This window comes from Mesorhizobium album (genome assembly GCF_033977205.1).
In the GTDB taxonomy this organism is placed as follows: Bacteria; Pseudomonadota; Alphaproteobacteria; order Rhizobiales; family Rhizobiaceae; genus Mesorhizobium; species Mesorhizobium album.
Genome location: NZ_JAVIIW010000019.1, coordinates 61,563 through 84,055, shown reverse-complemented (window position 1 = coordinate 84,055; position 22,493 = coordinate 61,563). Strand labels below are relative to the sequence as shown.

The window sequence follows — 22,493 nt, the reverse complement described above, 5'->3', positions numbered from 1 at the left end:
ACGCGGTTGCTCTCCGACACGAGCCTGTAAATTTCTAGCGCCTGGCACGGATAGGGCGGGACGAAAACCAGACATCGCCGAAGACGGCGGTGGCGGTGCGATCGGGCGCCTTGTCTTCAGTCAGCCAGATCGAGCGCGTGCGGAGCGCGCGCTCGCGGGTCGGCACTCTTGCCTCGGGGCCGGCGACGGAGGCGCCGACGCAAGGGATGAACCAGGAGCCCATGAAGGGCAGGCAGGCGAACCCCCCCTCCACGCGCATGACCAGCATGGCGAGGCCGACGCGTTCTGCCGGACGCCAGGGAAAGACCATGCGGCCGCCAGGTTTGAGCGCCCTCAACCACGCCGGAGGAGGAGCAATCACGGCGGCATTGACATAGATGACGTCGGAGGGCGGAAGCGCGCTGGTCACGGCGTTGCCATGGACGACCTCGACATTGCCATAAGCCGCGAGATTGAGCTCGGCTTGCGCAGCAAGATCCCCTTCGATCTCGAAGGCGGCCACGCTGCCGCCCGGTTCGACCAACTTGGCCAGAAGCGCGGTGTAATAACCGGTGCCGGCGCCGATATGGGTGACGGTTTCGCCGGGCTTCGGCTCGACCTTGCCGATCCACATGGCGTGCAGGAGCGGCTCGCCGTTGTTGATGCCCCTGTCGGCATCGAGCACCACGAGCACGTTCTGATAGAGGTAGCTCGGATCGGCGCTCGGCGTTTCGAACCTGCCGTCACCGGCAAAAACGGTCCAGGGGCCGGGGCCGAGAAACGCTTCGCGCGGCACCGAGGCGAACACCTCCTCAATGCGCGGATCGGCCGAGCGCGCATTCGCAGCCATCAATTTGGCGTAGAATTTGCGGGCTTCATCCGGCTCGGCCATATCCAGGAAGGTAGCGCGGCCGGCGCGAAAAGTCGCGGTTCGGCCTCAGCCTGCGACGGTGTCGTAGAGCAGCTTGAAGTTGAGCACCAGGATGATGGCCGCGACCACCCAGGCGAGTATCGTGACGCTGCGCGGGATGGCGAAATTGCCCATCTTCTTCTTGTCCGACACGAACTGCACCAGCGGCACCACGGCGAAGGGCAACTGCATCGACAGGATGACCTGACTGAAGACCAGCAGCTGGGCCGTGCCCTTTTCACCGTAGAGGGCGGTGACGACAATCACCGGGACAATGGCGACGCCGCGCGTCAGGAGGCGGCGCGCCCATTGCGGAAAGCGCAGGCGCAAAAAACCTTCCATCACGATCTGTCCGGCGAGCGTCGCGGTGACCGTCGAATTGAGGCCGGAGGCGAGCAGCGCGACTGCGAACAGGATCGAAGCGATACCCAGGCCCAGCAGCGGCGACAGCAATTCAAACGCCTGCCCGATCTCGGCGACATCCTGGTGTCCGGTGCCGTGGAAGGCCACGGCCGAGACGATCAGGATCGAGGCGTTGACGAACAGCGCCAGGATCAGCGCAATGGTCGAATCCGTGGTTGCCCACCTGATGGCGTCCCGCTTTCCGGCATCGGTGCGTTCATAGGCGCGGGTCTGCACGATCGAGGAGTGCAGGTAAAGATTGTGCGGCATCACGGTGGCGCCGATGATGCCGATCGCGATGTAGAGCATCGCCGGGTTGGTGACGATCTCGGACGACGGCACGAACATCGAATGCAGGATCGTGCCGGCCGGCGGCGCGGCGACGAAGATCTGGACGGCAAAGCAGCCGAAGATGACGATCAGCAGGGCGACGACGAAAGCCTCGAGATAGCGGAAGCCCCTGTTCATCAACAGCAGCACCAGGAAGGCGTCGAGCGCGGTGATAAGGGCGCCGCCGATCAGCGGGATGCCGAACAAAAGCTGCAGCGCGATCGCCGTGCCGATCACCTCGGCGAGGTCGCAGGCGATGATTGCAAGCTCGCAGGCGAACCAGAGCAGAAGATTGACCGGGCGCGGATAGTAGGCGCGGCAGGCCTGCGCGAGGTCGCGGCCGGTGGCGATACCGAGCCGGGCGGCCAGCGCCTGCAAAAGGATCGCCATCAGGTTCGACAGCATGATGACGAAGAGCAGCGTGTAACCGAACTGGGCGCCCCCGGCGAGGTCGGTCGCCCAGTTGCCCGGGTCCATATAGCCAACCGAGACCATGTAGCCGGGACCCATGAAGGCGAACAGGCGGCGAAGCCACAGCCCGGTTTGCGGAACCGCGATCGAAGCGTTGACCTCGCGCAGGCTTGGCTGCTCGCCTGCCTCGGTCCGGGCAAATTGCCACGCGGATCGGGATAGGGCAGCTACTTCAGCGTCGGACATGGAGGATTCCGCAAGAATGGATCGGATATGCCCTGTATCTATGCCATGGCTCAACATTATGCAATAGGCTATATTTCATTGTTTGTGCTTTTTGCCGGGCGGCGCGGTCGCCGGTTGCACGTGAGCGGGAATGCAAATAAACGGCCAGACCATTCGGGTCCGTGTTATGAATACGGGCCGATTCAAGCTTCGGCAGCGAAGGAGGAGCGCATATTGGCGCTGAGGAACAGGCCGGTTCGACGTGAAAAGCCGCTTCCCGATGCCGAGATCCATTCGGAAGGATTCCGGCAGACGCGCGAGGCGCGCCGCAGCGCGCTTGTGGAGGACTATGTCGAGCTGATCGCCGATCTGATCGAGGACGGCAACGAGGCACGCCAGGTCGACATAGCGGCCAGGCTCGGCGTCGCGCAGCCAACAGTCGCGAAAATGCTGACCAGGCTCTGCGCCGACGGGCTGGTGTCCAGAAAACCCTATCGCGGCGTGTTCCTCACCGACGCCGGTCGCAAGGTCGCCGAAGAAAGCCGCATCCGCCACCAAACGGTGGAAGCCTTCCTGCGCTCGCTGGGCGTCAGCGCCGAAACAGCGCGGATCGATGCCGAGGGCATCGAGCACCATGTCAGCGCCGAGACGCTGGACGCTTTTCGCAGAGCGATGACCTCGCCCCGCTGAGTTCCCCCCGAGATGCGACCGGGGATCGGATCGCCGAACCGGTGAGCCTGCGGCATCCCAAAAATGCTGTGACTTGGCACAACCGTTGCGATAATTGTTTGTGGGGGCGGTCGGCGGGCCGATCCTTCCAGGACATCTGCATTGCGAGGAGTTGCCATGCTTTGGAGAGGCCGTCGTCAGAGCGACAACATCGAGGACGAGCGCAGCGACAGCGGCGGCGGGTTTGGCGGGGGATTGGGCGACAGTCCGGGCCAGTTCCGCGTTCCGATCGGTGGCCGCGCCGGCGGCGGCTCGAGCATCATCCTGGTCATCCTGGTCGTTCTTGCCGGGTGGTATTTCGGCTTCGATCCGTCGCAGATCTTGGGCGACGGCGGCGGCCAGATCACGGACAACAGCGGTGCGCAGGACAGCACCGGCGCGCCGGCTTCCGACGAGATGAAGCAGTTCGTGGCAACGGTGCTGGCCGACACCGAGGACACCTGGACCGGCATCTTCAAGGCCAACGGCCTTACTTATGAAGACCCCAAGCTGGTGCTGTTCAGCAGCCAGATCCGCTCGGCCTGCGGCTTCGCCTCCTCGGCGGCGGGACCGTTCTATTGCCCCGGCGACCACAAGGTCTATCTCGACATGACCTTCTTCCAGCAGCTCGACCAGCAGTTCGGCGCTTCCGGCGAATTCGCGCGCGCCTATGTGGTCGCGCATGAGGTCGGCCACCATGTGCAGAACCTCACCGGCATCATGTCCAAGTTCAACCAGATGCGGCAAGGCATGAGCGAAGCGCAAGCCAACCAGATGTCGGTGCGCGTCGAGCTCCAGGCCGACTGCTTCGCCGGCGTCTGGGCGCACTACACGGCGCAGAAGGGCATATTGGAGCAGGGCGACATGGAAAGTGCGCTGAATGCCGCCAAGCAGATCGGCGACGATACGCTGCAGAAGAAAATGCAGGGCTATGTCGTGCCGGAAAGCTTCAACCACGGCACTTCCGCGCAGCGGCAGACCTGGCTGACGCGCGGCTACAAGAGCGGCAAGCTTTCGGACTGCGATACGTTCAACAATCCGGTCTGAGGCGGCGATACAGGCTGCAGCGGCGCGACGCGTGCAGCCGATGTCAGGATGAGGCAGTGACTGTCGTTCGCTTATTGTTCCGGGTGGCAAGCTCGCCTATAACGTGTCGCCAACCTATGCCCCAGGGCGGCCGAGGAGCTTGACACCATCATGATCGACCCCAAGACCGCCAAGCGGGGCCTTGCGCTCGTTTTCACCACGCTGCTGCTCGATGTCATCGGCTTCGGCATCATCATGCCGGTGCTGCCGGCCTATCTGCAGGAACTGAGCGGCGTCGGCATCAGCGAGGCGGCGATCGAGGGCGGGTGGCTGTTCTTCGTCTATGCGGCGATGCAGTTCTTCTTCGCGCCGGTCATCGGCGGATTGAGCGATCGCTTCGGAAGGCGGCCGATCCTGCTTGCCTCGGTGCTGACCTTTTCGATCGACAACCTGATCTGCGCCATTGCCTGGTCCTATCCGATGCTGTTCATCGGCCGGGTGCTCGCCGGCATTTCCGGCGCCAGCTATTCCACGACATCCGCCTTCATCGCCGACATCTCGACCGACGAGAACAGAGCGAAGAATTTCGGGCTGCTCGGCATCGCCTTCGGCGTCGGCTTCGTCATCGGCCCGGTGCTCGGCGGGCTGCTCGGCACGTTCGGGCCGCGCGTGCCGTTCTATTTCGCCGCCGGGCTTGCCCTGGTGAACTTCCTGATCGCGCTGTTCTTCCTGCCGGAAACGCTGGGCGACCAGCATCGCCGCCGCTTCGAATGGAAGCGGGCGAACCCGGTCGGCACGCTCATCCAGATGCGCAACTATCCGGGCATCGGCTGGATCGGACTCGTGTTCTTCCTGATGACGCTCGGCCACATGATGTATCCGGCGGTCTGGTCCTTCGTCTCCAACTACCGCTACGGTTGGAACCAGCAGCAGATCGGCTTCTCGCTCGGCGTCTTCGGCTTGTGCGGCGCGATCGTCATGGCGACGGTGCTGCCGCGGGTCATCCCCAAGCTCGGCGAATGGAGGACTGCGGCGATCGGCCTGACCTTCACCGCGCTCAGCGCCTTCGGCTACGCGTTCGCGACGCAGGGCTGGATGATCTATGCGGTGATTGTGGCCGGCTGCCTGGAAGCGCTCGCCGATCCGCCGCTCAGAAGCCTCGCCGCCGCCAAGGTGCCGCCTTCGGCGCAGGGTGAATTGCAGGGCGCGATGACCTCGATCTTCTCGATCACCTCGATCGTCACGCCGCTGCTCTATACGGCGATCTTCTCCTGGTTCACCGGACCGAGCGCGCCGGTCGCGTTCGGCGGCGCGCCCTATGTGCTTGGCGCGGTATTCCTGACGCTGGCGGCTATCGTCTTCGTGACGAAGGTGGCCAAGCCGACACCGAAGGAAGTCGAGCGCATGCACGCGCAGGAGGCAGTGACCGACACGGCCTGAGCCGCGTCGTCCTGGTCAGGCGCGCTCGGCCAGCGCCGGCTCGCCGCGCCGCTCGCGGATGAGATTGACGAAGCGGCGGAAGAGGTAGTGCGAATCCTGCGGGCCGGGCGAGGCTTCGGGATGGTGCTGGACCGAGAACACCGGCCGGCCGGTCAGCGCGATGCCGCAATTCGAACCGTCGAACAACGAGACATGCGTCTCCTCGACGCCTTCGGGCAGCGAGTCGGGGTCGACGGCGAAACCGTGGTTCATCGAGACGATCTCGACCTTGCCGGTGGTGTGGTCCTTCACCGGATGGTTGGCGCCGTGGTGGCCCTGATGCATCTTCGAGGTCTTGCCGCCGAGCGCCAGCGCCAGCATCTGGTGGCCGAGGCAGATGCCGAACACCGGAATATCGGTCTTCAAAAGGTCCTGGATGACCGGCACGGCATATTCGCCGGTCGCTTCCGGATCGCCCGGACCGTTGGACAGGAAGATGCCGTCCGGCTGCATGGCCAAAATTTCCTCCGCGCCAGTCTTGGCCGGCACGACGGTGACCTTGGCGCCGAGACCCGCAAGCAGGCGCAGGATGTTGCGCTTGACGCCGTAGTCGATGGCCACGACGTGCATCGATGGCTCAACCTGCTCGCCGAAACCCCTGTTCCAGGCCCACGGCGTCTCGCGCCAGACCGAGGACTGGCCAGAGGTGACCTCCTTGGCGAGGTCCAGCCCGATGAGGCCCGACCAGGCGGCGGCCTGCCACTTCAACTCGTCGAGGTCGAAGACACCGTCGGGCGCATGGGCGATGACGGCATTGGGCATGCCTTTCTCGCGGATCAGCACCGTCAAAGCGCGGGTGTCGATGCCCGATAACGCGACGATGCCGCGCTTCTTCAGCCACTGGTCGAGATGCCCGGCTGCCCGGTAATTGGACGGGTCCGTGACATTCGCCTTGAAGACGGCGCCGACAGCTCCAGCACGCGCCGCCGGGTTGAGGTCTTCGATGTCCTCGTTGTTGGTGCCGACATTGCCGATATGCGGGAAGGTGAAGGTGACGATCTGGCCGGCATAGGAGGGATCGGTGAGGATCTCTTCATAGCCGGTCAGCGCGGTGTTGAAGCACACTTCCGCGACGGCCGATCCGACGGCGCCGAGGCCGCGGCCCTCGATCACCGTGCCGTCGGCAAGCACCAGAAGGGCGGTCGGCTTTTCGGTGGCCCAGGGGGCGGTGGTCGTGGCCATGGCGGCACTCCTAGAGGCTGCTTCCGGATCATCCCGTTTGCGGGACGATCCGCGCAGCAAACGACGCGCGGCGGCGAGTTCGCGAGCCTGCGCGCAACCAAAGTTTCAGTTCATGCGAGGCTCAGTACATAGGGGAAGGCGCCAAAGCGGTCAATGACGCTTCCTCCGGGCGAAATCGATTTATTTCGTCAAGCAATATCAACAGCTTGCCGGGATTTGCCTTGGGCGTCCGGCAAAGCTATTGTCCGCCGCGATCGAAGGAGAAGCACGATGCGCGAGAAAATCGCCGAATCCATGAAGAGCGCGATGAAGGCGCAGGACAAGCACCGCCTGCCGACGCTGCGGCTGATCCAGGCCGCCATCCACGACCGCGATATCGCCAATCGCGGCGCCGGCAAGGCGGCGGCGAGCGAGGAGGAGATACTGCAGATCCTCGCCAAGATGGTGAAGCAGCGCGAGGAATCGGCCAGGGCTTTCGAGGACGGCAGGCGGCCGGAACTGGCGGCGCAGGAGCGCGGCGAGATGGAGATCATCCGCGAGTTCCTGCCGAAGCAACTCGACGATGCGGCGATCACCGCGGCCGCGCGGGAAGCGATTGCCGCCACGGGCGCGGCCAACCAGAAGGACATGGGTAAGGTCATCGGCGCGCTGAAGCAGAAATATGCCGGCCAGATGGACGTCGCCAAGGCGAGCGCCATCGTCAAGGGGCTGCTGCAGTAGCTATCACTGCCGTCATCGCCGAGCCGATGGCGTCGCCATCGCGCCGCCAGAAACCCTTTTACGGGTTCTTGCAGATCGGCACCGGTTGCGGCGGCGGCAATGGGTGATCCTTCTTGTACTGCGCGATGATCGGCTCCAGGGTCTTCTTCGGCCAGAATTTCGGAGAGCCGATCTCCTTCAGGCAGGATGCGTTCCAATAAGCGCCCGCCAGCGATTGCCTGGATGCCGCTTTCTGCGCGATCGCCGCGATGTCCCGGGACTCGGGGTAGATGTAAAGCGTCGTCGGATTGTCCTTCACCATCGGGATGATCTGCTCGGCATCCGCAGGCGACCAGCTGGTGCAGCCATTGCTGCGGCCGCCGGCGTAGTTCACCAGCTTGCCAAAGGGCACATAGCCGTCGTGGTCGGCGTATGAGCTGTTCGGACTTTTGCGAAGGCACATTCCCCGCAACAACGCTGCGGGGTGTCCGCCGATCACACGCTGCCTGGCGTTCGCCGTCTCGCCTTCGCCGTCGAACTGAATGAACGTGCGCATGAAAACCGCGTTCTGCTTTGCGCCGATCCGATAGTAACCCTTGAACGACGTTTTGGCCTCGGCGGTCATATAGGCGCCGCCGGCTGTCAGTTCGGAATCCATCGCATTGCCGAAGTTCTTCGCGCAGCGCCTGCCGTTGCTGAAATCCGCGACGCCCTTCAGGTTGCGGCCGCCGCCATGGCCCGCCGAAACCGCGCGGAACGACTGCTCGGCCTCGCAGATGACGTAGTAACGGCGCCCCAGCACGCCATTGCCCAAATCGCCTGGACGCGTCGCGTCCATGGCGAAGTAGCAGGGATTTTTCACGGAACCTTCGCTCACCTTTTTCAGGTAGAGCGCGCGCGCCCGATCCAGGACAACTTGCGCGATCTGACCGTCGCCCTCGCCGACATGGGCCTGCAGCCAGACCGGAATGCTCGAGGATCGCAGCGCCGCGAAGGATCGGGCCGACATGGTCAGGGCCAAAGCCAGAACAAGGAGGCCGAAGGCGCCCATGATGCCGAACGGAACAGATCTCAACCGCACCAGCTTAATTCCCCTCTCGAAGCGGTATCGTGAATCACCCTGATGCGATCATAAAAGGTCTCGCGCCGATCGGCGAAACACTTCTCGTTTAGCGTGAGCTGCTGAAACTTTTCAGCGCGCGCTTCCTGAACAAGGGCGAAATCCGCTTTCAAGCGACGGCGGCTTGAGGCAAGTCCTTTCTCGACCCCGTCGCCGGAGTATTCGGATGATCGAAATCGTCAAGCCCGCGCTCGAACACCTGCCGTCCTACAAAGCTGCGCTGGAGCGCGGCTGGTCGCCGGACAATGTGCGCCTGATGGAGGCGACGCGCGAGCAGCTCGCGGCCATCGAGGAGGACCCCATCGCCTTTCTCGCCAGCCTTGACGATCCCGAGGCGAAGGGGCCGCCCATTGCCTTGCCCGACGGCACCAAGGTGCCGCGCCTGCCTGGCTTCCGGCGCTGGATCTGGGACGGCGAGGCCGCAGGCTCGATCGGCCTTCGCTGGCAGAAAGGCACGTCGGCGCTGCCCCCGCACGTGCTCGGCCATATCGGCTACGCGGTTGTGCCCTGGAAGCGAGGCCGCGGTTACGCGAGCGAAGCGCTGCGGCTGATGCTGGAAGAGGCGAGGGCGGTGGGTCTCGACTATGTCGAGATCACCACGGATATCGACAATCCACCCTCGCAGAAGGTGATCCTGGCCAATGGCGGCACGCTGGTCGAGCGATTCTTCAAGGTTGCCGCCTATGGCGGCGCTGAAAGCCTGAGGTTCCGGATCGATCTGTAGCGGCCATCTGTCCCGGCGAGGAGCGCCTGCGCGCTATTCGCCGGGCTTGGCCAGTCTTCCTTCCTCGGCCTTGTAGTAGAACTGGCTTGCCACAAGCCAGCCCTTGAGCGGCCGGAGCGGCGGAATGCAGGTCGCCAGAATTACGGGAACCGAAACGAAGGCGTGGAACCATATGGACGGCTCGAAGGTCACTTGCGCCCAGACGGCGAACAGGACGGACGGCACGCAGGCAAAGCAGATGACGAAGAAGGCGGGGCCGTCGGCCGGGTCGGCGAAGGAATAGTCGAGGCCGCAAACATCGCATTTAGGTGCCAGCTTCAGAAATCCGTCGAACAGCCGACCCTCTCCGCAGCGCGGGCAGCGGCCTCGGATACCAACCCGCCAGGGTTCGAGATCGGGATAGTGCGCGTGATCTTGCATCGTTGTCACTCCAGGGACCTCGCACGGCATTCGATCGGCCTTGAGGCTACACATACACACTAGTATCATGAATGTATGCATACAATGCGACAAAATGTATGGATCAGGCAGCATGAACGGTGAGAGCGACCTCAACTGGCTTTCTCCCTTGGAGGAAGGGCCTCGGCCGATCTATCTCAGAATTGTCGATGCACTTTCGGATGCCCGTTCGAGCGGCCGGCTGCAGCCGGGCGACAGGCTGCCGCCGCAGCGGGAACTCGCCCGTATGCTGGGGGTCGACCTGACCACCGTCACCAGGGCATTCACCGAAGCCCGGCGCAGGAACCTGATCGATGCAACTGCCGGCCGAGGCACCTTCATCACGCCCGGCGAGCCGGAAGAGCCGATCCTCGATTTGAGCATGAACATTCCGCCGGCGCCCGCCGGCCTCAGCCTGCCGGCCTTGATCCGCACCGGCATCGACGGGCTGCTTAGACGCTCCAGCGCGGAAGCGCTGCTTTCCTATCACCCGGGTCCTGGCTCACCCGCCGAACGCGCCGCCGGCTCGGCATGGCTTTCCGCAACCGGCGACAGGCTGCCGGTCGACCGGGTGGCCGTCGGTTCGGGCGCGCAGGCGCTGCTTGCGGCCGTTCTCCTGTCGCAGACCCGCGAGGGCGACACCATCGTCACCGACGCGCTGACCTATCCGGGCCTGATTGCACTGGCCCGGGCAACAGGGCGTAAGCTCGCCGGCGTCAAATCTGATGACAAAGGCATGCTGCCGGACGATCTTGAGGAGGTGGCGCGCCGCTATGACGCGCGCGTGCTATATCTCAACCCGACGCTCCACAATCCCACCGCGCTCATCATCCCGGAGGCCCGGCGCCGGGACCTGGCGCGGATGGCGGGCAAGCTTGGCCTGACAATCGTCGAGGACGATCCCTACAGCCCGTTGCTGACTGCTTCCCCGCCGGCCCTCCTCGCTCTCGCGCCGGAGCGGACCTTCCATGTCGCCACGATGGCGAAATGCATCTCGCCTTTCCTGCGCACTGCCTTCCTGGTGGCGCCGGACTCGGAAGCTATCGAACGGATCGCCGCGGCAATCCGAGGCACCACGATGATGGCGCCGCCACTGATGACAGGTCTCGCCTGCGAGTGGGCGAGAAGCGGCCTTGCCGGCGAGATCACCGCCGCCGTGCGTGCCGAAGCGCAAGCCAGGCAGAAGATCGCGCGCGAAATCCTGCCTTCAGGTTTCGCCTCGGCGGAAACGAGCTTGCATCTGTGGTACCCGCTCGAGGGGCGTTTGCGCTCGTCGGAGCTTGTCGACGCGGCCCGGCGCCGCGGATTGGCCATCAGTCCGGCGGATGAGTTCTCCGTAGTCTCCGGCGTTGCCGATGGCTTGCGCCTGGCGCTGGGTGCGGCATCGAGCCGCGAAAGGCTGGGGGAGGGGCTTCGCAGTTTGCTGTCGATCCTTGCCGGCGGCTCGGGACACACGCCGCCGGCGGTCTGAGGCGACTGACCGGCAGCGCGCTCCGCGCCGTTCTACTCGGCCGCTGCCGGCAGCGGCGGCCTTGCGCGGCTGCGCCACTCCCAGGTCTGCGAGGCGAGTGCCACAACCGCGGCCACCAGCATGGCGAGCGCGCCGGCGACCGGCAGGCTGCGATAGCCGAGGCCGGCATTGAGCATCGCCGCACCCAGGGAGGCGGCCAGCGCGATGCCGACATTGAAACCCGACGGGATGAGCGAAGAAGCAAGGTTCGAGGCATCCGCGGTCCAGGCGAGGATGCGGGTCTGGATCGGCGCGCCGATAGCGAAGTTGAGACCACCCCAGACAACGATGGCAGCGACCATCGGCACCGGGTAGGGGCTGACTGCATAGATGACGCCCAGCATCACCGCCTGCAGGGCAAGCATGGTGATCAACGACGGCATCAGCTTCCAGTCGGCAAGCTTGCCGCCCAAAAGAACGCCGATCGTGGCGCCGACGCCGTTGAGCAACAGCACAAAGGGGATCAGGCTTTCGTCAAGGCCGGTGACCTCGATCAATGTCGGCGTGATGTAAGTGTAGAGGCCGAACTGGCCGATCATCAGCATCAGCATCAGGATGAGCGAAGTCCAGACCTGCTGGCGGCCGAGCACGCGCACCTCGTGCGCCAGGCCGGCCGGTCTGTTGGCGGCGCCTGCCGTGCGCGGCAAGAGCGCAAGCATGGCAACAAACGCGACGGTGCCCAGCGCGCACATCACCCAGAAGGTCGCGCGCCAACCCCAGAGACCGCCGATCGCGGTGCCGGCCGGCACGCCGATGACGTTGGAGACCGTCAGTCCCGAGAGGATGACCGCCACAGCTCGACCGCGCTGGTCCTCGCGCACCAGGCCGACCGCGACCACCATGGCAACGCCGAAATAGCAGCCATGCGCCACGGCGACAGCGATGCGCAGAAAAAGCATCGCTGTGAAGTCTGGCGCAAGCGCGCAAGCGGCCTGGCCGAGAGTGAAGGCGATGGTCAACCCGATGAGCAGCGCCTTTCGCGAGACCCTGCTGGTTGCAAGCGCCAGAAGCGGACCGCCGATCGCAATGCCGCAGGCATAGCCGGAGACCAGATAGCCGGCTGTGGGCACGGAAACGCCAAGGCCTTCCGCCACCTCCGGCAGCACGCCGGCGATGACGAATTCGGTGGTGCCGAAGGCGAAAGCGGCAATGAAGAGGGCAATCAGCGGCAGCATGGCGCAAAGGTTTGAACGGAATGCAGCGCGTCAAACCACGGATGCGCGCTGCCGGCAATGCAGAAATTGTCGAAGCCGCTTTAGCTTTTCTTGACCGGGTTTAGCACTGCCTCAGTCGCGGACGGCGAGGCCGACTTCTTGTTCCTGCCGTAGGGAATTTTCAGCCATGCTCGCTCATGAAGGTAAAAGAGCAGCGACTTGGTGATGACTTCGGTCCCGCCGATGGCTGCAGCGAGCTTTACGCTGCCGGTCACCACGAGCGATATGATCATCGTGTCGATCGTGCCGGTGGCGCGCCAGGAAAGCGCCTTGACGAAGCTGCGCGAATGGGTGTCCATCGACTACATCATTCTCCCAGTGGATCTCGGATGTTCCTTAGCCGACGGAGGCGAGGATGAGCAAAGCCTAATTCTTCGCTTTGGCCCCCGGGTGCCGCCCGAGCCGTCTACTAGCCGGCTTTCAGTCGCGAGTCGCCGAGCAGGCCGCGTTCCTCGAGCACGGGATAGGCCATGGAGGCGAGCAGCGAGTTGATCTGCTTGAGGTCGCGGATGGTGTCGAGATGGATGGAACTGGTCTCGACGCTTTTGGCCGTGCCGTCGCGCAGCCGCACGAAATGGCTGGCGCTGGTCTCTTTTTCGCGCTCGCGCAGCAGATCCTTCTCCAGCACCAGTTGCCGGGCGGTTTCGGGGTCGCGCGACACCAGCACGTTGAAGGCAAGCCGCGCATTGGCGAGCACCGAGGCATGGAAGGCGAAGAGCTCGCGCCAGCCCTCGGGCGTGAATTCCAGGCCGCGCTCCAGCTTCTTCCTGACATGCACCAACATGTTGCGCACGATGATATCGCCGACCTGCTCCAGCTTGACGCAGGCGCCGATCAGTTCCTGGCAGCGCAGCGCCTCGTCCTCGCTGAGCCGGTTCTTGGTGACCTTGGCGAGATAGAGCTTTATCGCCGCGTGCTTTCTGTCGACACGGTCATCAAGCGCCGCAAGCGCCTTGATCTTGTCGCCGTTGGCGCTCTCGTAGAGCTCGATGATGCGCTTCAGCATGATCTCGACCGTCTCGCAGACCCGCACTACTTCGCGGGTGGCGTTGGCCAGCGCCTGGCTCGGCGTGTCGAGCGCGCTCTCGTTCAGCGCCGACAATTCGACGACATCAAGCGCCGCCGCCGGTTCGGGCTTGGCGCCGAGCGCCACGATGCTTTCGGAGGCACGGTAGACGAGGCCGGCGAGCGGCAGGCCCGCAAGCAGGATGATCACGTTGAACAGGATATGGGCGTTGACGATCTGGTCAGGCCCGGTCGAGCCGAGAAAGCCGACCGGCGGCTTCAGCGTCATGAACAGGATGAGCATGACCAGCGAGCCCATGCCGCGCATTAGGAGGTTGCCGACCGGCACCACGCGCACGCCCGGATCGGCATTGCGGGTCAGCAACGGCGCGATGATCGAGGAGCCGAGATTGACGCCGAGCACCAGCACGATGCCGAGCTCCGGGGGGATGAAGCCGCGGCCGGCCAGCGTCACCATCAACAGCACGGCGGCGATCGAAGAATGAAACAGCCAGGTGATCAAGGCGGCCAGCAGATAGGCCGTCACCGGATCGCCGGAGAAATAGTTGACGATCATCGGCATCAGCGTGCTCTGGCGCAGCGGTTCCGAAGCCTGGCCGATCATCTCCAGCGACAAGAGAAGCAGGCCGATGCCGACGAGGATGCGGCCGAACTGACGCCAGTCGCGTCGCTCGGTGGCCATGAACATGACGGTGCCGGCGACGAGGCAGACCGGCACCAGAAGCGACAGGTCGAAGGTCAAGAGCTTGACCACCAGGGCCGAGCCGATCTCGGCGCCGCGCACGGCAAGCTGCCCGGCGGCGCCCGACACGATGCCGGCGCCGGCGAAGGAGCCGACCAGCAGCGTGACGGCGGTGGAACTCTGCAGCGCGATCGCGAGACCGCAGCCGGCCAGCACCGCCATCAACGGGTTGCGCATGGTGGAGCGCAGCCGGTGGCGCAGCACGTCGCCATAGGCGCGCTCGACGCCGGTCTTGACCATGCGGGTGGCAAACAGCATCAGCGCCACCGCACCGGCGAGGTGCAGCAGGATGACGGAGCCGCTCATGCCCGGCCTCGCAATGAGGCGGCGAAGAAGCGGAAATGGGCACGAATCGCAAGCATTTCGGGGGTCGAGACTACTCCAAACAATTTTAGCCGGATAATAAATTTTGCCCGATTCGACCGTCGTCCGGCACGCGACGGCGTGTGTCGGAAATGGATAGGAGGGCCATTGGTTGCATGACGGAAGCGGATCGGCGGCAAATATCGCGCGGGTGCCCGACCGACGGCCGATCCAGCTCATAGAAGTTGTTGAAGCGGCTTTTATAAGTATTGGAAATCATTACAGAATTGTAATCTAAGCGTTCAGTTTCGGTTCATCCGGGCCTGGCTATCTCCTTGCCTATCGACAACCAAGGAGCACCGACCATGAAGCGTCTCATACTTTCCGTCGTCACCGCCTCGATGCTGGCCGCCTCGGCCCTCTCGGGCCAAGCCGCGCCGCTCAATCAGCCGAGCGCGCCGCAGGCGAGTTACACCCAGGTCGACTGGCAGAAGCCGGGCGTCGTGAAGAAGAAGGTGGTCGTAAAGAAGACGGTGATGGTGAAGCGCAGCCATTTGGCGCAACGGCCAGAAATATGCGGCCTGGAAGCGCCATCAGGTGGTGCGTGACTGGAACCGCTACGGTCTGCGTCGTCCCGGCCCCGGCCAGGAATGGATCCGCGTCGGCAACGATTACCTTTTGGTCGGCATCGTCTCCGGCATCGTTTTCGGCGCGATCGCCGCACACTGACCCGGCAACGATCCGAACGCCAAGAAGGCGGCCGCTCGGCCGCCTTCTTTTTGTCTGTGAAAAGCGGGTACGATCGAGCTTAATGAGTCGTCGCGCCCGGGCGGCTCGATTATATGAAGGCAAACGAGCCTTTCCCGATGCGCTTTCCGCCCGCCTTCCTCGACGAGATCCGCGACCGCGTGCCGATTTCCCAGGTGATCGGCCAGCGCGTCGCGTGGGACCGGAAGAAGACGAACGCGTCACGCGGCGACTATTGGGCCTGCTGTCCGTTCCACGGCGAGAAGAGCCCGTCCTTCCACTGCGAGGACAAGAAGGGCCGCTACCACTGTTTCGGCTGCTCGGTCTCGGGCGATCATTTCAAGTTCCTGACCGAGCTCGACGGCATGAGCTTCCCCGAAGCGGTTGAAAAGATCGCCGAGATGGCCGGCGTGCCGATGCCGGTGCGCGACGCCACCGAGGAACGGCGCGAGAAGGAGCGCGCCAGCCTGACCGACGTGATGGAGATGGCGACCGTCTTCTTCCAGGAACGGCTGCAGGGGCCGGAGGGCGCGAAAGCCCGTGCCTATCTGCGCGACCGCGGCCTGACGCCGGCGACGCAGCAGTCCTTTCGGCTCGGTTATGCGCCGGACAGCCGCAACGCGCTGAAGGAGTATCTTGCCGCCAGGGGCGTGCCGAAGGCCGATATCGAGGCCTGCGGCCTGGTGCGGCATGGCGACGACATCCCGGTCTCCTACGACTGGTTCCGCGACCGCATCATGTTCCCGATTCCGGATTCGCGTGGGCGGATCATCGCCTTCGGCGGACGCGCGCTGGCGCCGGACGCGCTCGCGAAATACATGAACTCGCCGGAGACCGAGCTCTTCCACAAGGGCAATGTGCTCTACAATTTCGCCCGCGCGCGCAAAGCGGTAGCGAAGGGCGGCACGGTGATCGCCGTCGAAGGCTATATGGACGTGATCGCGCTGGCGCAGGCCGGCTTCGAGAATGCGGTGGCGCCGCTCGGCACCGCGCTCACCGAAAACCAGCTCGAGCTTCTGTGGCGCATGGCCGGCGAGCCGGTGCTTTGCTTCGACGGCGACCAGGCCGGGCTGAAAGCGGCATGGCGCGCCGCCGACCTTGCGCTGCCGGCGATCCAGCCCGGACGCTCGGCGCGCTTTGCGCTGCTGCCGGAAGGCAAGGACCCGGACGATCTGGTCAAGGCCGACGGGCCGGACGCATTCCGCGCGGTGCTTTCGGAAGCACGGCCGCTTGCCGATCTGCTCTGGATGCGCGAGACGGCCGGCGGCGTCTTCGATACGCCGGAGCGGCGGGCGGAGCTCGAAAAGACGTTGCGCGAGCTTACCGGCCGCATCCGCGACGAAAGCCTGCGTTACCACTATCAACAGGAGATGCGCGAGCGCGTCCTAAGCTTCTTCGGCTCGCAGCGCGGCGCGCGGCAAGGTCAGCACGGCGGACGCCAAGACGGCCGGCCAGGCGAGCGCGGCAGGGGCTCGGCGCCAGGCGGGGCGTTCGGCCGGAGCGCTGCCGGCGCGCGCACCGCGATCACCGAAAGCCTCGGCCGCTCGGCGCTGGTCAAGCGCACGGGCGAAGCCATGTCGGTGCGCGAGGCGACGATCATCGTGGCGCTGATCAACCACCCGGCGCTGATCGACGAGAATTTCGCACATGTCGAATTCCTCGACCTCGCCAATTCGGATCTCAGGCGGCTGCACGTCGCCATTCTCGACGCGATGGCGCATGACGCGGCCGACGACCGCAACGCGGTCATCGCCACGATCGAGCGCGCCGGGTGCGGCGACATCTGGGAGCGTGCGGTCTCGCTGATCAAGCGGGCGCGGCAGTGGCCGGCGCTCGAAACCGCTGGCCTTGATGATGCCCGCGACGCCTTCAACCAGGCGCTACACTTGCAGCGCAGCGCGCGCACCTTACATAGAGAGCTGAAACAGGCGCAGGCGGCGCTCGATGCAGACCCTTCGGATGAAAACTTCCGGCATCTCGTCGAGATTCAGGCGCAATTCAACGATGTACAGGCAACGGAAGCGCTGATCGAAGGGTTCGGCGTTTCATCGGGCAGGGCTGGACGCGTTTAGGTCCGGACCGGCCTAAAAATGAAGTGGAATGCGCAGGCGCGTCGAATCGACGCCTCTAAGTCGGGTAATTGATTCGCTTTTTTCATGCGAATCATGCCAGAGGCGCTTGACCTTCTGGCAGATTGGCGGAATCAGGACGATTCGAAACGTTAACCGTGCCCCGGCGTCGGCGGGAAATTTTGAGCGATGTGAGGTGCTGGTCACTGGACAGGCGAAAGGCCTGCCACAGATACCAGGGTTAATCTGGACTTAACGAGAGATGCGGCTACTGGTTCCCCGGTAAGAAGCGTTCTGGTGCGAGCGCATCCGGTATGACCGGCCCGGCAGCTTACGCGGCTTCGATATTCGGCCGCTTGGAGACGACAAAGAATGGCGACAAAGGAAAAGGAAGAGGTCGAGACCGAACGTGAAGGCGCCACCGATGGCCCTTTGCTCGACCTTTCCGATGATGCTGTCAAGAAGATGATCAAGGCCGCCAAGAAGCGCGGCTACGTGACCATGGACGAACTGAACTCGGTGCTGCCTTCGGAGGAAGTGACCTCCGAGCAGATCGAGGACACTATGGCCATGCTGTCCGACATGGGCATCAACGTCGTCGAGGACGACGAGCAGGGCGAGGAGGCGGAAGCGGCCGACTCGGGCGCCGATTCCGATGAGGACGCCAACGAGCTTGCCGAGCAGACCGGTACTGCGGTCGCCACCACGACCGCCAAGAAAGAGCCGACCGACCGCACCGATGATCCGGTGAGGATGTACCTGCGCGAGATGGGTTCGGTTGAGCTTCTGTCGCGCGAGGGCGAAATCGCGATCGCCAAGCGCATCGAGGCTGGCCGCGAAACGATGATCGCGGGCCTGTGCGAAAGCCCGCTCACCTTCCAGGCCATCATCATCTGGCGCGACGAGCTTAACGAATCGAAGATTTTGCTGCGCGAGATCATCGACCTCGAGGCGACCTATGCCGGCCCCGAGGCCAAGCAGGCGCCGGTCGTCGAACGCGTTGAGGAAACGCCCAAGCCCGAGGAAAAGCCGCGCGTCCGCGCGGCGGCGCGCGACGAAGAGGACGACATCACCAATGTCGGCGGCGACACGCGGGGGCTCGAGGAAGAGGAAGACGACGAGGACGAGGCGAGCCTGTCGCTGGCCGCTATGGAAGCGGAACTGCGCCCGCAGGTGATGGAGACGCTCGACGTCATCGCCGACACCTACAAGAAGCTCAGGAAGCTGCAGGACCAGCAGGTCGAGAACCGTCTCGCGGCTGCCGGCACGCTTTCGCCCAGCCAGGATCGCCGGCTGAAGGAGCTGAAGGACCAGCTCATCAAGGCGGTGAAGTCGCTGTCGCTCAACACCGCGCGCATCGAAGCGCTGGTCGAGCAGCTCTATGACATCAACAAGCGCCTGGTGCAGAACGAAGGCAGGCTGCTGCGCCTCGCCGAAAGCTACGGTGTGCGCCGCGAGGAATTCCTCAGGGAGTACCAGGGCTCGGAGCTCGATCCGAACTGGACTCGCTCGATCGCCAATTTGACGTCGCGCGGCTGGAAGGAGTTCACCAAGAACGAGAAGGACGCGATCAAGGATCTGCGTGCCGAAATCCAGAACCTTGCCACCGAGACGGCAATCTCGATCCAGGAATTCCGCAAGATCGTCAACCAGGTGCAGAAGGGCGAGCGCGAGGCCGCGATCGCCAAGAAGGAAATGGTCGAGGCGAACCTTCGCCTCGTCATCTCGATCGCCAAGAAATACACCAACCGCGGCCTGCAGTTCCTCGACCTGATCCAGGAAGGCAATATCGGCCTAATGAAGGCGGTCGACAAATTCGAATACCGCCGCGGCTACAAGTTCTCGACCTACGCGACGTGGTGGATCCGGCAGGCGATCACCCGCTCGATCGCCGACCAGGCGCGCACCATCCGCATTCCGGTGCACATGATCGAGACGATCAACAAGATCGTGCGCACCTCGCGCCAGATGCTGCATGAGATCGGCCGCGAACCGACGCCGGAGGAACTGGCCGAGAAGCTCGCCATGCCGCTGGAAAAGGTGCGCAAGGTGCTGAAGATCGCCAAGGAGCCGATCTCGCTCGAAACGCCGGTCGGCGACGAGGAGGATTCGCATCTCGGCGACTTCATCGAGGACAAGATGGCGATCCTGCCGATCGACGCGGCGATCCAGGCCAATCTGCGCGAGACGACGACCCGTGTGCTCGCCTCGCTCACGCCGCGCGAGGAACGTGTTCTGCGCATGCGCTTCGGCATCGGCATGAACACCGACCACACGCTGGAGGAAGTCGGCCAGCAGTTCTCGGTCACCCGCGAGCGCATCCGCCAGATCGAGGCCAAGGCGCTGCGCAAGCTCAAGCACCCCAGCCGCTCGCGCAAGCTGAGAAGCTTCCTCGACAGCTGACACGAAAATCAGACAGGCAAAATCGAAAGGGCGCCTCGTGCGCCCTTTTTCGCATCCGGCCGCCGCATTGCCGCCTTGCCGGGGCCGCCCGACAGGAGTTTAATTTCGGCGTCGGATGCATTTTGGGCGACAAACCGGATGCCCGCCCCGGCGTCAGCCGCAACGGCCAGGCGTCGCGCTCCGTGGCACCGGAGGGAGGTGTGCCATGACAACCTACATCATGCTTATCAACTGGACCGAGGCGGGTGCCAGGAATGTGCGGGAGTCGCCGAAGCGGCTCGATGCCGCCAAGAAGCTGCTGGGGGAGATGGGCGGATCGTTCAAGGCATTCTATCTGACCATGGGCGAATGCGACATGGTCGCCATTGTCGAAGCGCCGGACGATGCGGTGCTCGCCCGTTTCGCGCTGATGCTATCGTCTGGCGGCAATGTCAGGACGCGGACGATGAAGGCGTTTCCGGAATTCGCCTATCGCGAGATCATCAGTTCGCTAGGGTAGGGCGCCGCTAGAGCAGGTCAGCGTTCATGGAAGCGCAGAACCGTTCTATCTGTTCGTTTTGACGCAATTCCAGACGGAAAACCGTTTCACACTTTTCCTGGAATTGCTCCAGAGGCACGGGCGTGGTGTTGCGGAGCGTTACGGCGCGTCCGATAGTCGTGTCATGTCCGCGCCTCTGCTGACAGTCTGGTACAATACGCGCTGCCCGGTCTGCGATGCCGGCATCAGGCGCCAGAGGTGGCGGCTGATCGAAACGGTCAAAGCCGGCCGCATCGCGTTCCGCGACATCAATGTCGAGCCGGCGGCGCTTTCCGCATTCGGCGCCTCGCTGGAGGATATCCGCCGCCGGCTGCATGCGACGGATGCCGAGGGCAGGCTGCTGGTCGGTGCCGATGTGGCGATCGCGCTCTGGCGGATGACGCCTGGCGAAAGCTGGCTCGCAGCGCTCTTCGGCAACGCGATCGCGTTGCCGCTGACGCGCTTTGCCTATGACCGTTTCGCGGACCTGCTCTACGCTTGGAACCGGCACAAGGGCCGCTGGTAACAAGGTTTCGACGATCTCCATGGAGGAGGCCCGGAATGCGTTCCGGGCCTCCGGCATCGCTTATCTGGGCGCCGGCTCGCACAGCCAGCCGACGATGCGGCGCACCACAGGCAGCACCAGCAGCAGGGTCCGGAAACGCTACCAGCCAGGACAGGCCCCAGGCGGTCAGCCAGATCGCGGGCAGGTTGGGGTGAAGGCCGAGGCTCTTCAGCGTGGAGATGAACGAGACGATGAAGGTCATCAAAAGCGACAGCACCAAAGGGCTGACGACCGAGGCGTAGCGCGCAGGCAGCTTCCTGCGCCGGTTTCTTCCAGTCATTGGGATTTTCCCGAAACGTCGGTCCGTCGCATTGACATCCTCTTGCCGGTCTTCGGCAAATGCCCGGAAGGACCGGGGTGGATGCGTTGCTTCACGTCAGACGCTTACGGAGGGGTCGGCGACCGTCGCAGCCGTTCTAGCGGCTGGCCCTCGTGAAATCAATCCGGCTGGCGGCGCCTTCCGATACATCGTAAGATATATCTTGACCCCATGAGAGCTGCAGCCTAATTAAGATATATCGTAAGACATAACTCAAGGAGCAATCCATGCACAAACACGACCATTTCGGGCACAACCATTTCGGCGAGCGCATGTTCATGCATATGGCCGGTCGTTTCGGCGGCCGCGGCGGCGGCTTCGGACCGTTCGGGCACGGCATGCGCGGCGGCGGGCGCGGCGGCCCGGGCGACATGTTCCGCGCCGGTCGCATGCTGGCCGACGGCGATCTCAAGCTGATCACGCTGTCGCTTCTGGCCGAGGCGCCGAGGCACGGCTACGACATCATCAAGGCGTTGGAGGAGCGTACCAGCGGCATCTACAGCCCGAGCCCGGGCGTGGTCTATCCGACCCTGACCTTCCTCGAGGAGGCGGGCTATGCCGTCTCGTCCAGCGAGGGCAACAAGAAGGTGTACTCGATCACCGAGGCGGGCAGGGCGCATCTCGAGGAAAACCGCGAGATGATCGATCATGTGCTCGACCATCTCGAGCGTTTCGGCCGCAAGATGGCCAAGGCGCGTGACTGGTTCGGCTGGAACGACGACAGCGAGGAGGGTGGCCGGCGTGGTCGCCATGAAAAGCGCGACCGGTTCCGCGCGCTCCGCCACCGGCTGCGCGCCGCGCTCAGCGATATCGTCGATGCGCCGGAAGACAAGCAAGCCGAGGCGATCAGCATCCTTGAAGACGCCGCCGCAGCGCTCGAGGCGCTGTCGCGCCGCTAACGGGCCGGTTTCCGGCGGCTATTGCCCGCCAAGCCAATGACCGCCAAAGCGGGATGACCTTTCTTCGGAATGTCATCCCGCTTTGGCTTTTGCTTGAGCATGATCTTTTCCGAAACCGCTGCACAGTTTTCGGGATCATGCTTAGTGAAAATCGTCCTGCGGCGCGCTATGTGATGCAGGACGATTGCCGTTGGAGGATGCGCTATGTCTTTTCTGAAACGTCTTTTCGGCGGCGGTGGCGGTGAGGCAAGCGAGTCCGGATCGGCCAAGCCGGCAAAGCAGGTCGAGCACAAGGGATTCCTGATCAGCGCCACGCCCTACAAGGCGGACGGCCAGTACCAGACCTGCGGCGTTGTCTCGAAGGAAGTGGATGGCGTGATGAAGGAGCATCGCTTCATCCGCGCCGACCGTTTCGCCGGGCTGGACGATGCCGTCGACATCTCGATCAAGAAAGGCATTCAGTTGATCGACGAGCAGGGCGAGAGACTGTTCGGCTGAAGCCCAGCCAGTTTTGGAACTACCCCCAAATATGAAAGGGCAGGCGCT

Annotated in this window: 22 protein-coding genes and 1 pseudogene; 14 read left to right on the top strand and 9 right to left on the bottom strand. The window is 64.0% G+C overall.

Features of this window, described 5'->3' with window-relative positions; translation table 11 throughout:
- Positions 1-34 precede the first annotated feature (34 nt).
- Both RFN28_RS17320 and RFN28_RS17315 read right to left on the bottom strand, forming a co-directional pair.
- Positions 35-829 carry a protein-L-isoaspartate O-methyltransferase family protein gene (locus tag RFN28_RS17320; RefSeq protein ID WP_430678233.1) on the bottom strand — a complete coding sequence of 265 codons (795 nt, stop codon included), beginning with the start codon at positions 827-829 and terminating at the stop codon, positions 35-37.
- Positions 830-916: 87 nt separating this feature from the next.
- Positions 917-2,278, bottom strand: coding sequence for an Nramp family divalent metal transporter (locus tag RFN28_RS17315; RefSeq protein ID WP_320288513.1), 1,362 nt, complete (start codon positions 2,276-2,278; stop codon positions 917-919).
- 213 nt (positions 2,279-2,491) lie between these two features.
- On the opposite strand from RFN28_RS17315, the gene mntR reads away from it, so the two are divergent.
- The 3 genes from mntR to RFN28_RS17300 all read left to right on the top strand — a co-directional run bounded on the left by mntR (position 2,492) and on the right by RFN28_RS17300 (position 5,431).
- Positions 2,492-2,947, top strand: a complete 456-nt coding sequence (mntR, locus tag RFN28_RS17310; RefSeq protein ID WP_320288512.1) for a manganese-binding transcriptional regulator MntR — start codon at positions 2,492-2,494, stop codon at positions 2,945-2,947.
- 156 nt (positions 2,948-3,103) lie between these two features.
- The gene (gene ypfJ / locus RFN28_RS17305; RefSeq protein WP_320288511.1) at positions 3,104-4,012 is read left to right on the top strand and encodes a KPN_02809 family neutral zinc metallopeptidase; all 909 of its coding nucleotides are present in this window, start codon (positions 3,104-3,106) and stop codon (positions 4,010-4,012) included.
- Positions 4,013-4,162: 150 nt separating this feature from the next.
- Positions 4,163-5,431, top strand: coding sequence for a TCR/Tet family MFS transporter (locus tag RFN28_RS17300; protein WP_320288510.1), 1,269 nt, complete (start codon positions 4,163-4,165; stop codon positions 5,429-5,431).
- 15 nt (positions 5,432-5,446) lie between these two features.
- Here the strand turns inward: RFN28_RS17300 and carA are convergent, their stop codons facing one another.
- The gene (gene carA, locus RFN28_RS17295) at positions 5,447-6,652 is read right to left on the bottom strand and encodes a glutamine-hydrolyzing carbamoyl-phosphate synthase small subunit (RefSeq protein WP_320288509.1); all 1,206 of its coding nucleotides are present in this window, start codon (positions 6,650-6,652) and stop codon (positions 5,447-5,449) included.
- Positions 6,653-6,922: 270 nt separating this feature from the next.
- On the opposite strand from carA, the gene RFN28_RS17290 reads away from it, so the two are divergent.
- Entirely contained in the window at positions 6,923-7,372 is a 450-nt protein-coding gene (locus tag RFN28_RS17290) for a GatB/YqeY domain-containing protein (protein ID WP_320288508.1), read from the top strand.
- Positions 7,373-7,430: 58 nt separating this feature from the next.
- Here RFN28_RS17290 and RFN28_RS17285 read toward each other — a convergent pair whose 3' ends face one another.
- Positions 7,431-8,432, bottom strand: a complete 1,002-nt coding sequence (locus RFN28_RS17285; RefSeq protein ID WP_320288507.1) for a hypothetical protein — start codon at positions 8,430-8,432, stop codon at positions 7,431-7,433.
- Positions 8,433-8,637: 205 nt separating this feature from the next.
- Between RFN28_RS17285 and RFN28_RS17280 the strand changes: the two genes are divergently transcribed.
- Positions 8,638-9,195: a GNAT family N-acetyltransferase gene (locus RFN28_RS17280; RefSeq protein ID WP_320288506.1), complete on the top strand. Its 558-nt coding sequence runs from the start codon at positions 8,638-8,640 to the stop codon at positions 9,193-9,195.
- Positions 9,196-9,228: 33 nt separating this feature from the next.
- Here RFN28_RS17280 and RFN28_RS17275 read toward each other — a convergent pair whose 3' ends face one another.
- On the bottom strand, positions 9,229-9,615 hold the full coding sequence (locus RFN28_RS17275) for a DUF983 domain-containing protein (protein ID WP_320288505.1): 387 nt from the start codon (positions 9,613-9,615) through the stop codon (positions 9,229-9,231).
- A 112-nt stretch (positions 9,616-9,727) separates the two neighbouring features.
- Between RFN28_RS17275 and RFN28_RS17270 the strand changes: the two genes are divergently transcribed.
- A complete protein-coding gene (locus tag RFN28_RS17270; protein ID WP_320288504.1) occupies positions 9,728-11,104 on the top strand; it encodes an aminotransferase-like domain-containing protein in 1,377 nt (458 codons plus the stop codon).
- Between the two features lie 32 nt (positions 11,105-11,136).
- On the opposite strand, the gene RFN28_RS17265 is transcribed toward RFN28_RS17270, so the two are convergent.
- From RFN28_RS17265 to RFN28_RS17255, 3 genes are all read right to left on the bottom strand, one after another.
- Entirely contained in the window at positions 11,137-12,318 is a 1,182-nt protein-coding gene (locus RFN28_RS17265; protein WP_320288503.1) for an MFS transporter, read from the bottom strand.
- An 80-nt stretch (positions 12,319-12,398) separates the two neighbouring features.
- Complete coding sequence (locus RFN28_RS17260; RefSeq protein ID WP_320288502.1) at positions 12,399-12,656, bottom strand: DUF2061 domain-containing protein; 258 nt, start codon at positions 12,654-12,656, stop codon at positions 12,399-12,401.
- A gap of 110 nt (positions 12,657-12,766) precedes the next feature.
- Positions 12,767-14,431: a Na/Pi cotransporter family protein gene (locus tag RFN28_RS17255; protein WP_320288500.1), complete on the bottom strand. Its 1,665-nt coding sequence runs from the start codon at positions 14,429-14,431 to the stop codon at positions 12,767-12,769.
- A gap of 362 nt (positions 14,432-14,793) precedes the next feature.
- On the opposite strand from RFN28_RS17255, the gene RFN28_RS17250 reads away from it, so the two are divergent.
- The 6 genes from RFN28_RS17250 (at position 14,794) to RFN28_RS17225 (ending at position 20,690) form a co-directional block, all read left to right on the top strand.
- On the top strand, positions 14,794-15,036 hold the full coding sequence (locus RFN28_RS17250) for a hypothetical protein (RefSeq protein ID WP_320288499.1): 243 nt from the start codon (positions 14,794-14,796) through the stop codon (positions 15,034-15,036).
- Positions 15,026-15,157 (top strand): RcnB family protein, encoded by a 132-nt coding sequence (locus RFN28_RS17245; RefSeq protein WP_320288498.1) that lies wholly within the window; start codon positions 15,026-15,028, stop codon positions 15,155-15,157. Before RFN28_RS17250 ends, RFN28_RS17245 begins: the two co-directional genes overlap by 11 nt.
- Before the next feature lie 137 nt (positions 15,158-15,294).
- Entirely contained in the window at positions 15,295-17,247 is a 1,953-nt protein-coding gene (dnaG, locus tag RFN28_RS17240) for a DNA primase (protein WP_320288497.1), read from the top strand.
- Between the two features lie 369 nt (positions 17,248-17,616).
- Positions 17,617-19,647 (top strand): RNA polymerase sigma factor RpoD, encoded by a 2,031-nt coding sequence (gene rpoD / locus RFN28_RS17235; protein ID WP_320288496.1) that lies wholly within the window; start codon positions 17,617-17,619, stop codon positions 19,645-19,647.
- 205 nt (positions 19,648-19,852) lie between these two features.
- Entirely contained in the window at positions 19,853-20,146 is a 294-nt protein-coding gene (locus RFN28_RS17230; RefSeq protein WP_320288495.1) for a GYD domain-containing protein, read from the top strand.
- A gap of 163 nt (positions 20,147-20,309) precedes the next feature.
- Complete coding sequence (locus tag RFN28_RS17225) at positions 20,310-20,690, top strand: thiol-disulfide oxidoreductase DCC family protein (RefSeq protein ID WP_320288494.1); 381 nt, start codon at positions 20,310-20,312, stop codon at positions 20,688-20,690.
- Between the two features lie 60 nt (positions 20,691-20,750).
- Here the strand turns inward: RFN28_RS17225 and RFN28_RS17220 are convergent.
- A pseudogene (locus RFN28_RS17220) lies at positions 20,751-21,009 on the bottom strand (DUF2798 domain-containing protein).
- Positions 21,010-21,275: 266 nt separating this feature from the next.
- Between RFN28_RS17220 and RFN28_RS17215 the strand changes: the two are divergent.
- Both RFN28_RS17215 and RFN28_RS17210 read left to right on the top strand, forming a co-directional pair.
- Positions 21,276-21,947 carry a PadR family transcriptional regulator gene (locus tag RFN28_RS17215; RefSeq protein ID WP_320288493.1) on the top strand — a complete coding sequence of 224 codons (672 nt, stop codon included), beginning with the start codon at positions 21,276-21,278 and terminating at the stop codon, positions 21,945-21,947.
- 204 nt (positions 21,948-22,151) lie between these two features.
- Positions 22,152-22,445 (top strand): HlyU family transcriptional regulator, encoded by a 294-nt coding sequence (locus RFN28_RS17210; RefSeq protein ID WP_320288492.1) that lies wholly within the window; start codon positions 22,152-22,154, stop codon positions 22,443-22,445.
- Positions 22,446-22,493: the final 48 nt, after the last annotated feature.

Bases quoted from the DNA above. Each gene is read 5' to 3' on its own strand.
- RFN28_RS17215 (WP_320288493.1), top strand. From the start codon at position 21,276: ATGCACAAACACGACCATTTCGGGCACAACCATTTCGGCGAGCGCATG.
- ypfJ (WP_320288511.1), top strand. From the start codon at position 3,104: ATGCTTTGGAGAGGCCGTCGTCAGAGCGACAACATCGAGGACGAGCGC.
- RFN28_RS17270 (WP_320288504.1), top strand. From the start codon at position 9,728: ATGAACGGTGAGAGCGACCTCAACTGGCTTTCTCCCTTGGAGGAAGGG.
- RFN28_RS17230 (WP_320288495.1), top strand. From the start codon at position 19,853: ATGACAACCTACATCATGCTTATCAACTGGACCGAGGCGGGTGCCAGG.
- RFN28_RS17265 (WP_320288503.1), bottom strand. From the start codon at position 12,318: ATGCTGCCGCTGATTGCCCTCTTCATTGCCGCTTTCGCCTTCGGCACC.
- RFN28_RS17260 (WP_320288502.1), bottom strand. From the start codon at position 12,656: ATGGACACCCATTCGCGCAGCTTCGTCAAGGCGCTTTCCTGGCGCGCC.
- rpoD (WP_320288496.1), top strand. From the start codon at position 17,617: ATGGCGACAAAGGAAAAGGAAGAGGTCGAGACCGAACGTGAAGGCGCC.
- RFN28_RS17300 (WP_320288510.1), top strand. From the start codon at position 4,163: ATGATCGACCCCAAGACCGCCAAGCGGGGCCTTGCGCTCGTTTTCACC.
- RFN28_RS17210 (WP_320288492.1), top strand. From the start codon at position 22,152: ATGTCTTTTCTGAAACGTCTTTTCGGCGGCGGTGGCGGTGAGGCAAGC.
- dnaG (WP_320288497.1), top strand. From the start codon at position 15,295: ATGCGCTTTCCGCCCGCCTTCCTCGACGAGATCCGCGACCGCGTGCCG.
- RFN28_RS17315 (WP_320288513.1), bottom strand. From the start codon at position 2,278: ATGTCCGACGCTGAAGTAGCTGCCCTATCCCGATCCGCGTGGCAATTT.
- carA (WP_320288509.1), bottom strand. From the start codon at position 6,652: ATGGCCACGACCACCGCCCCCTGGGCCACCGAAAAGCCGACCGCCCTT.
- RFN28_RS17280 (WP_320288506.1), top strand. From the start codon at position 8,638: ATGATCGAAATCGTCAAGCCCGCGCTCGAACACCTGCCGTCCTACAAA.
- RFN28_RS17255 (WP_320288500.1), bottom strand. From the start codon at position 14,431: ATGAGCGGCTCCGTCATCCTGCTGCACCTCGCCGGTGCGGTGGCGCTG.
- RFN28_RS17320 (WP_430678233.1), bottom strand. From the start codon at position 829: ATGGCTGCGAATGCGCGCTCGGCCGATCCGCGCATTGAGGAGGTGTTC.
- RFN28_RS17290 (WP_320288508.1), top strand. From the start codon at position 6,923: ATGCGCGAGAAAATCGCCGAATCCATGAAGAGCGCGATGAAGGCGCAG.
- RFN28_RS17225 (WP_320288494.1), top strand. From the start codon at position 20,310: ATGTCCGCGCCTCTGCTGACAGTCTGGTACAATACGCGCTGCCCGGTC.
- RFN28_RS17250 (WP_320288499.1), top strand. From the start codon at position 14,794: ATGAAGCGTCTCATACTTTCCGTCGTCACCGCCTCGATGCTGGCCGCC.
- RFN28_RS17275 (WP_320288505.1), bottom strand. From the start codon at position 9,615: ATGCAAGATCACGCGCACTATCCCGATCTCGAACCCTGGCGGGTTGGT.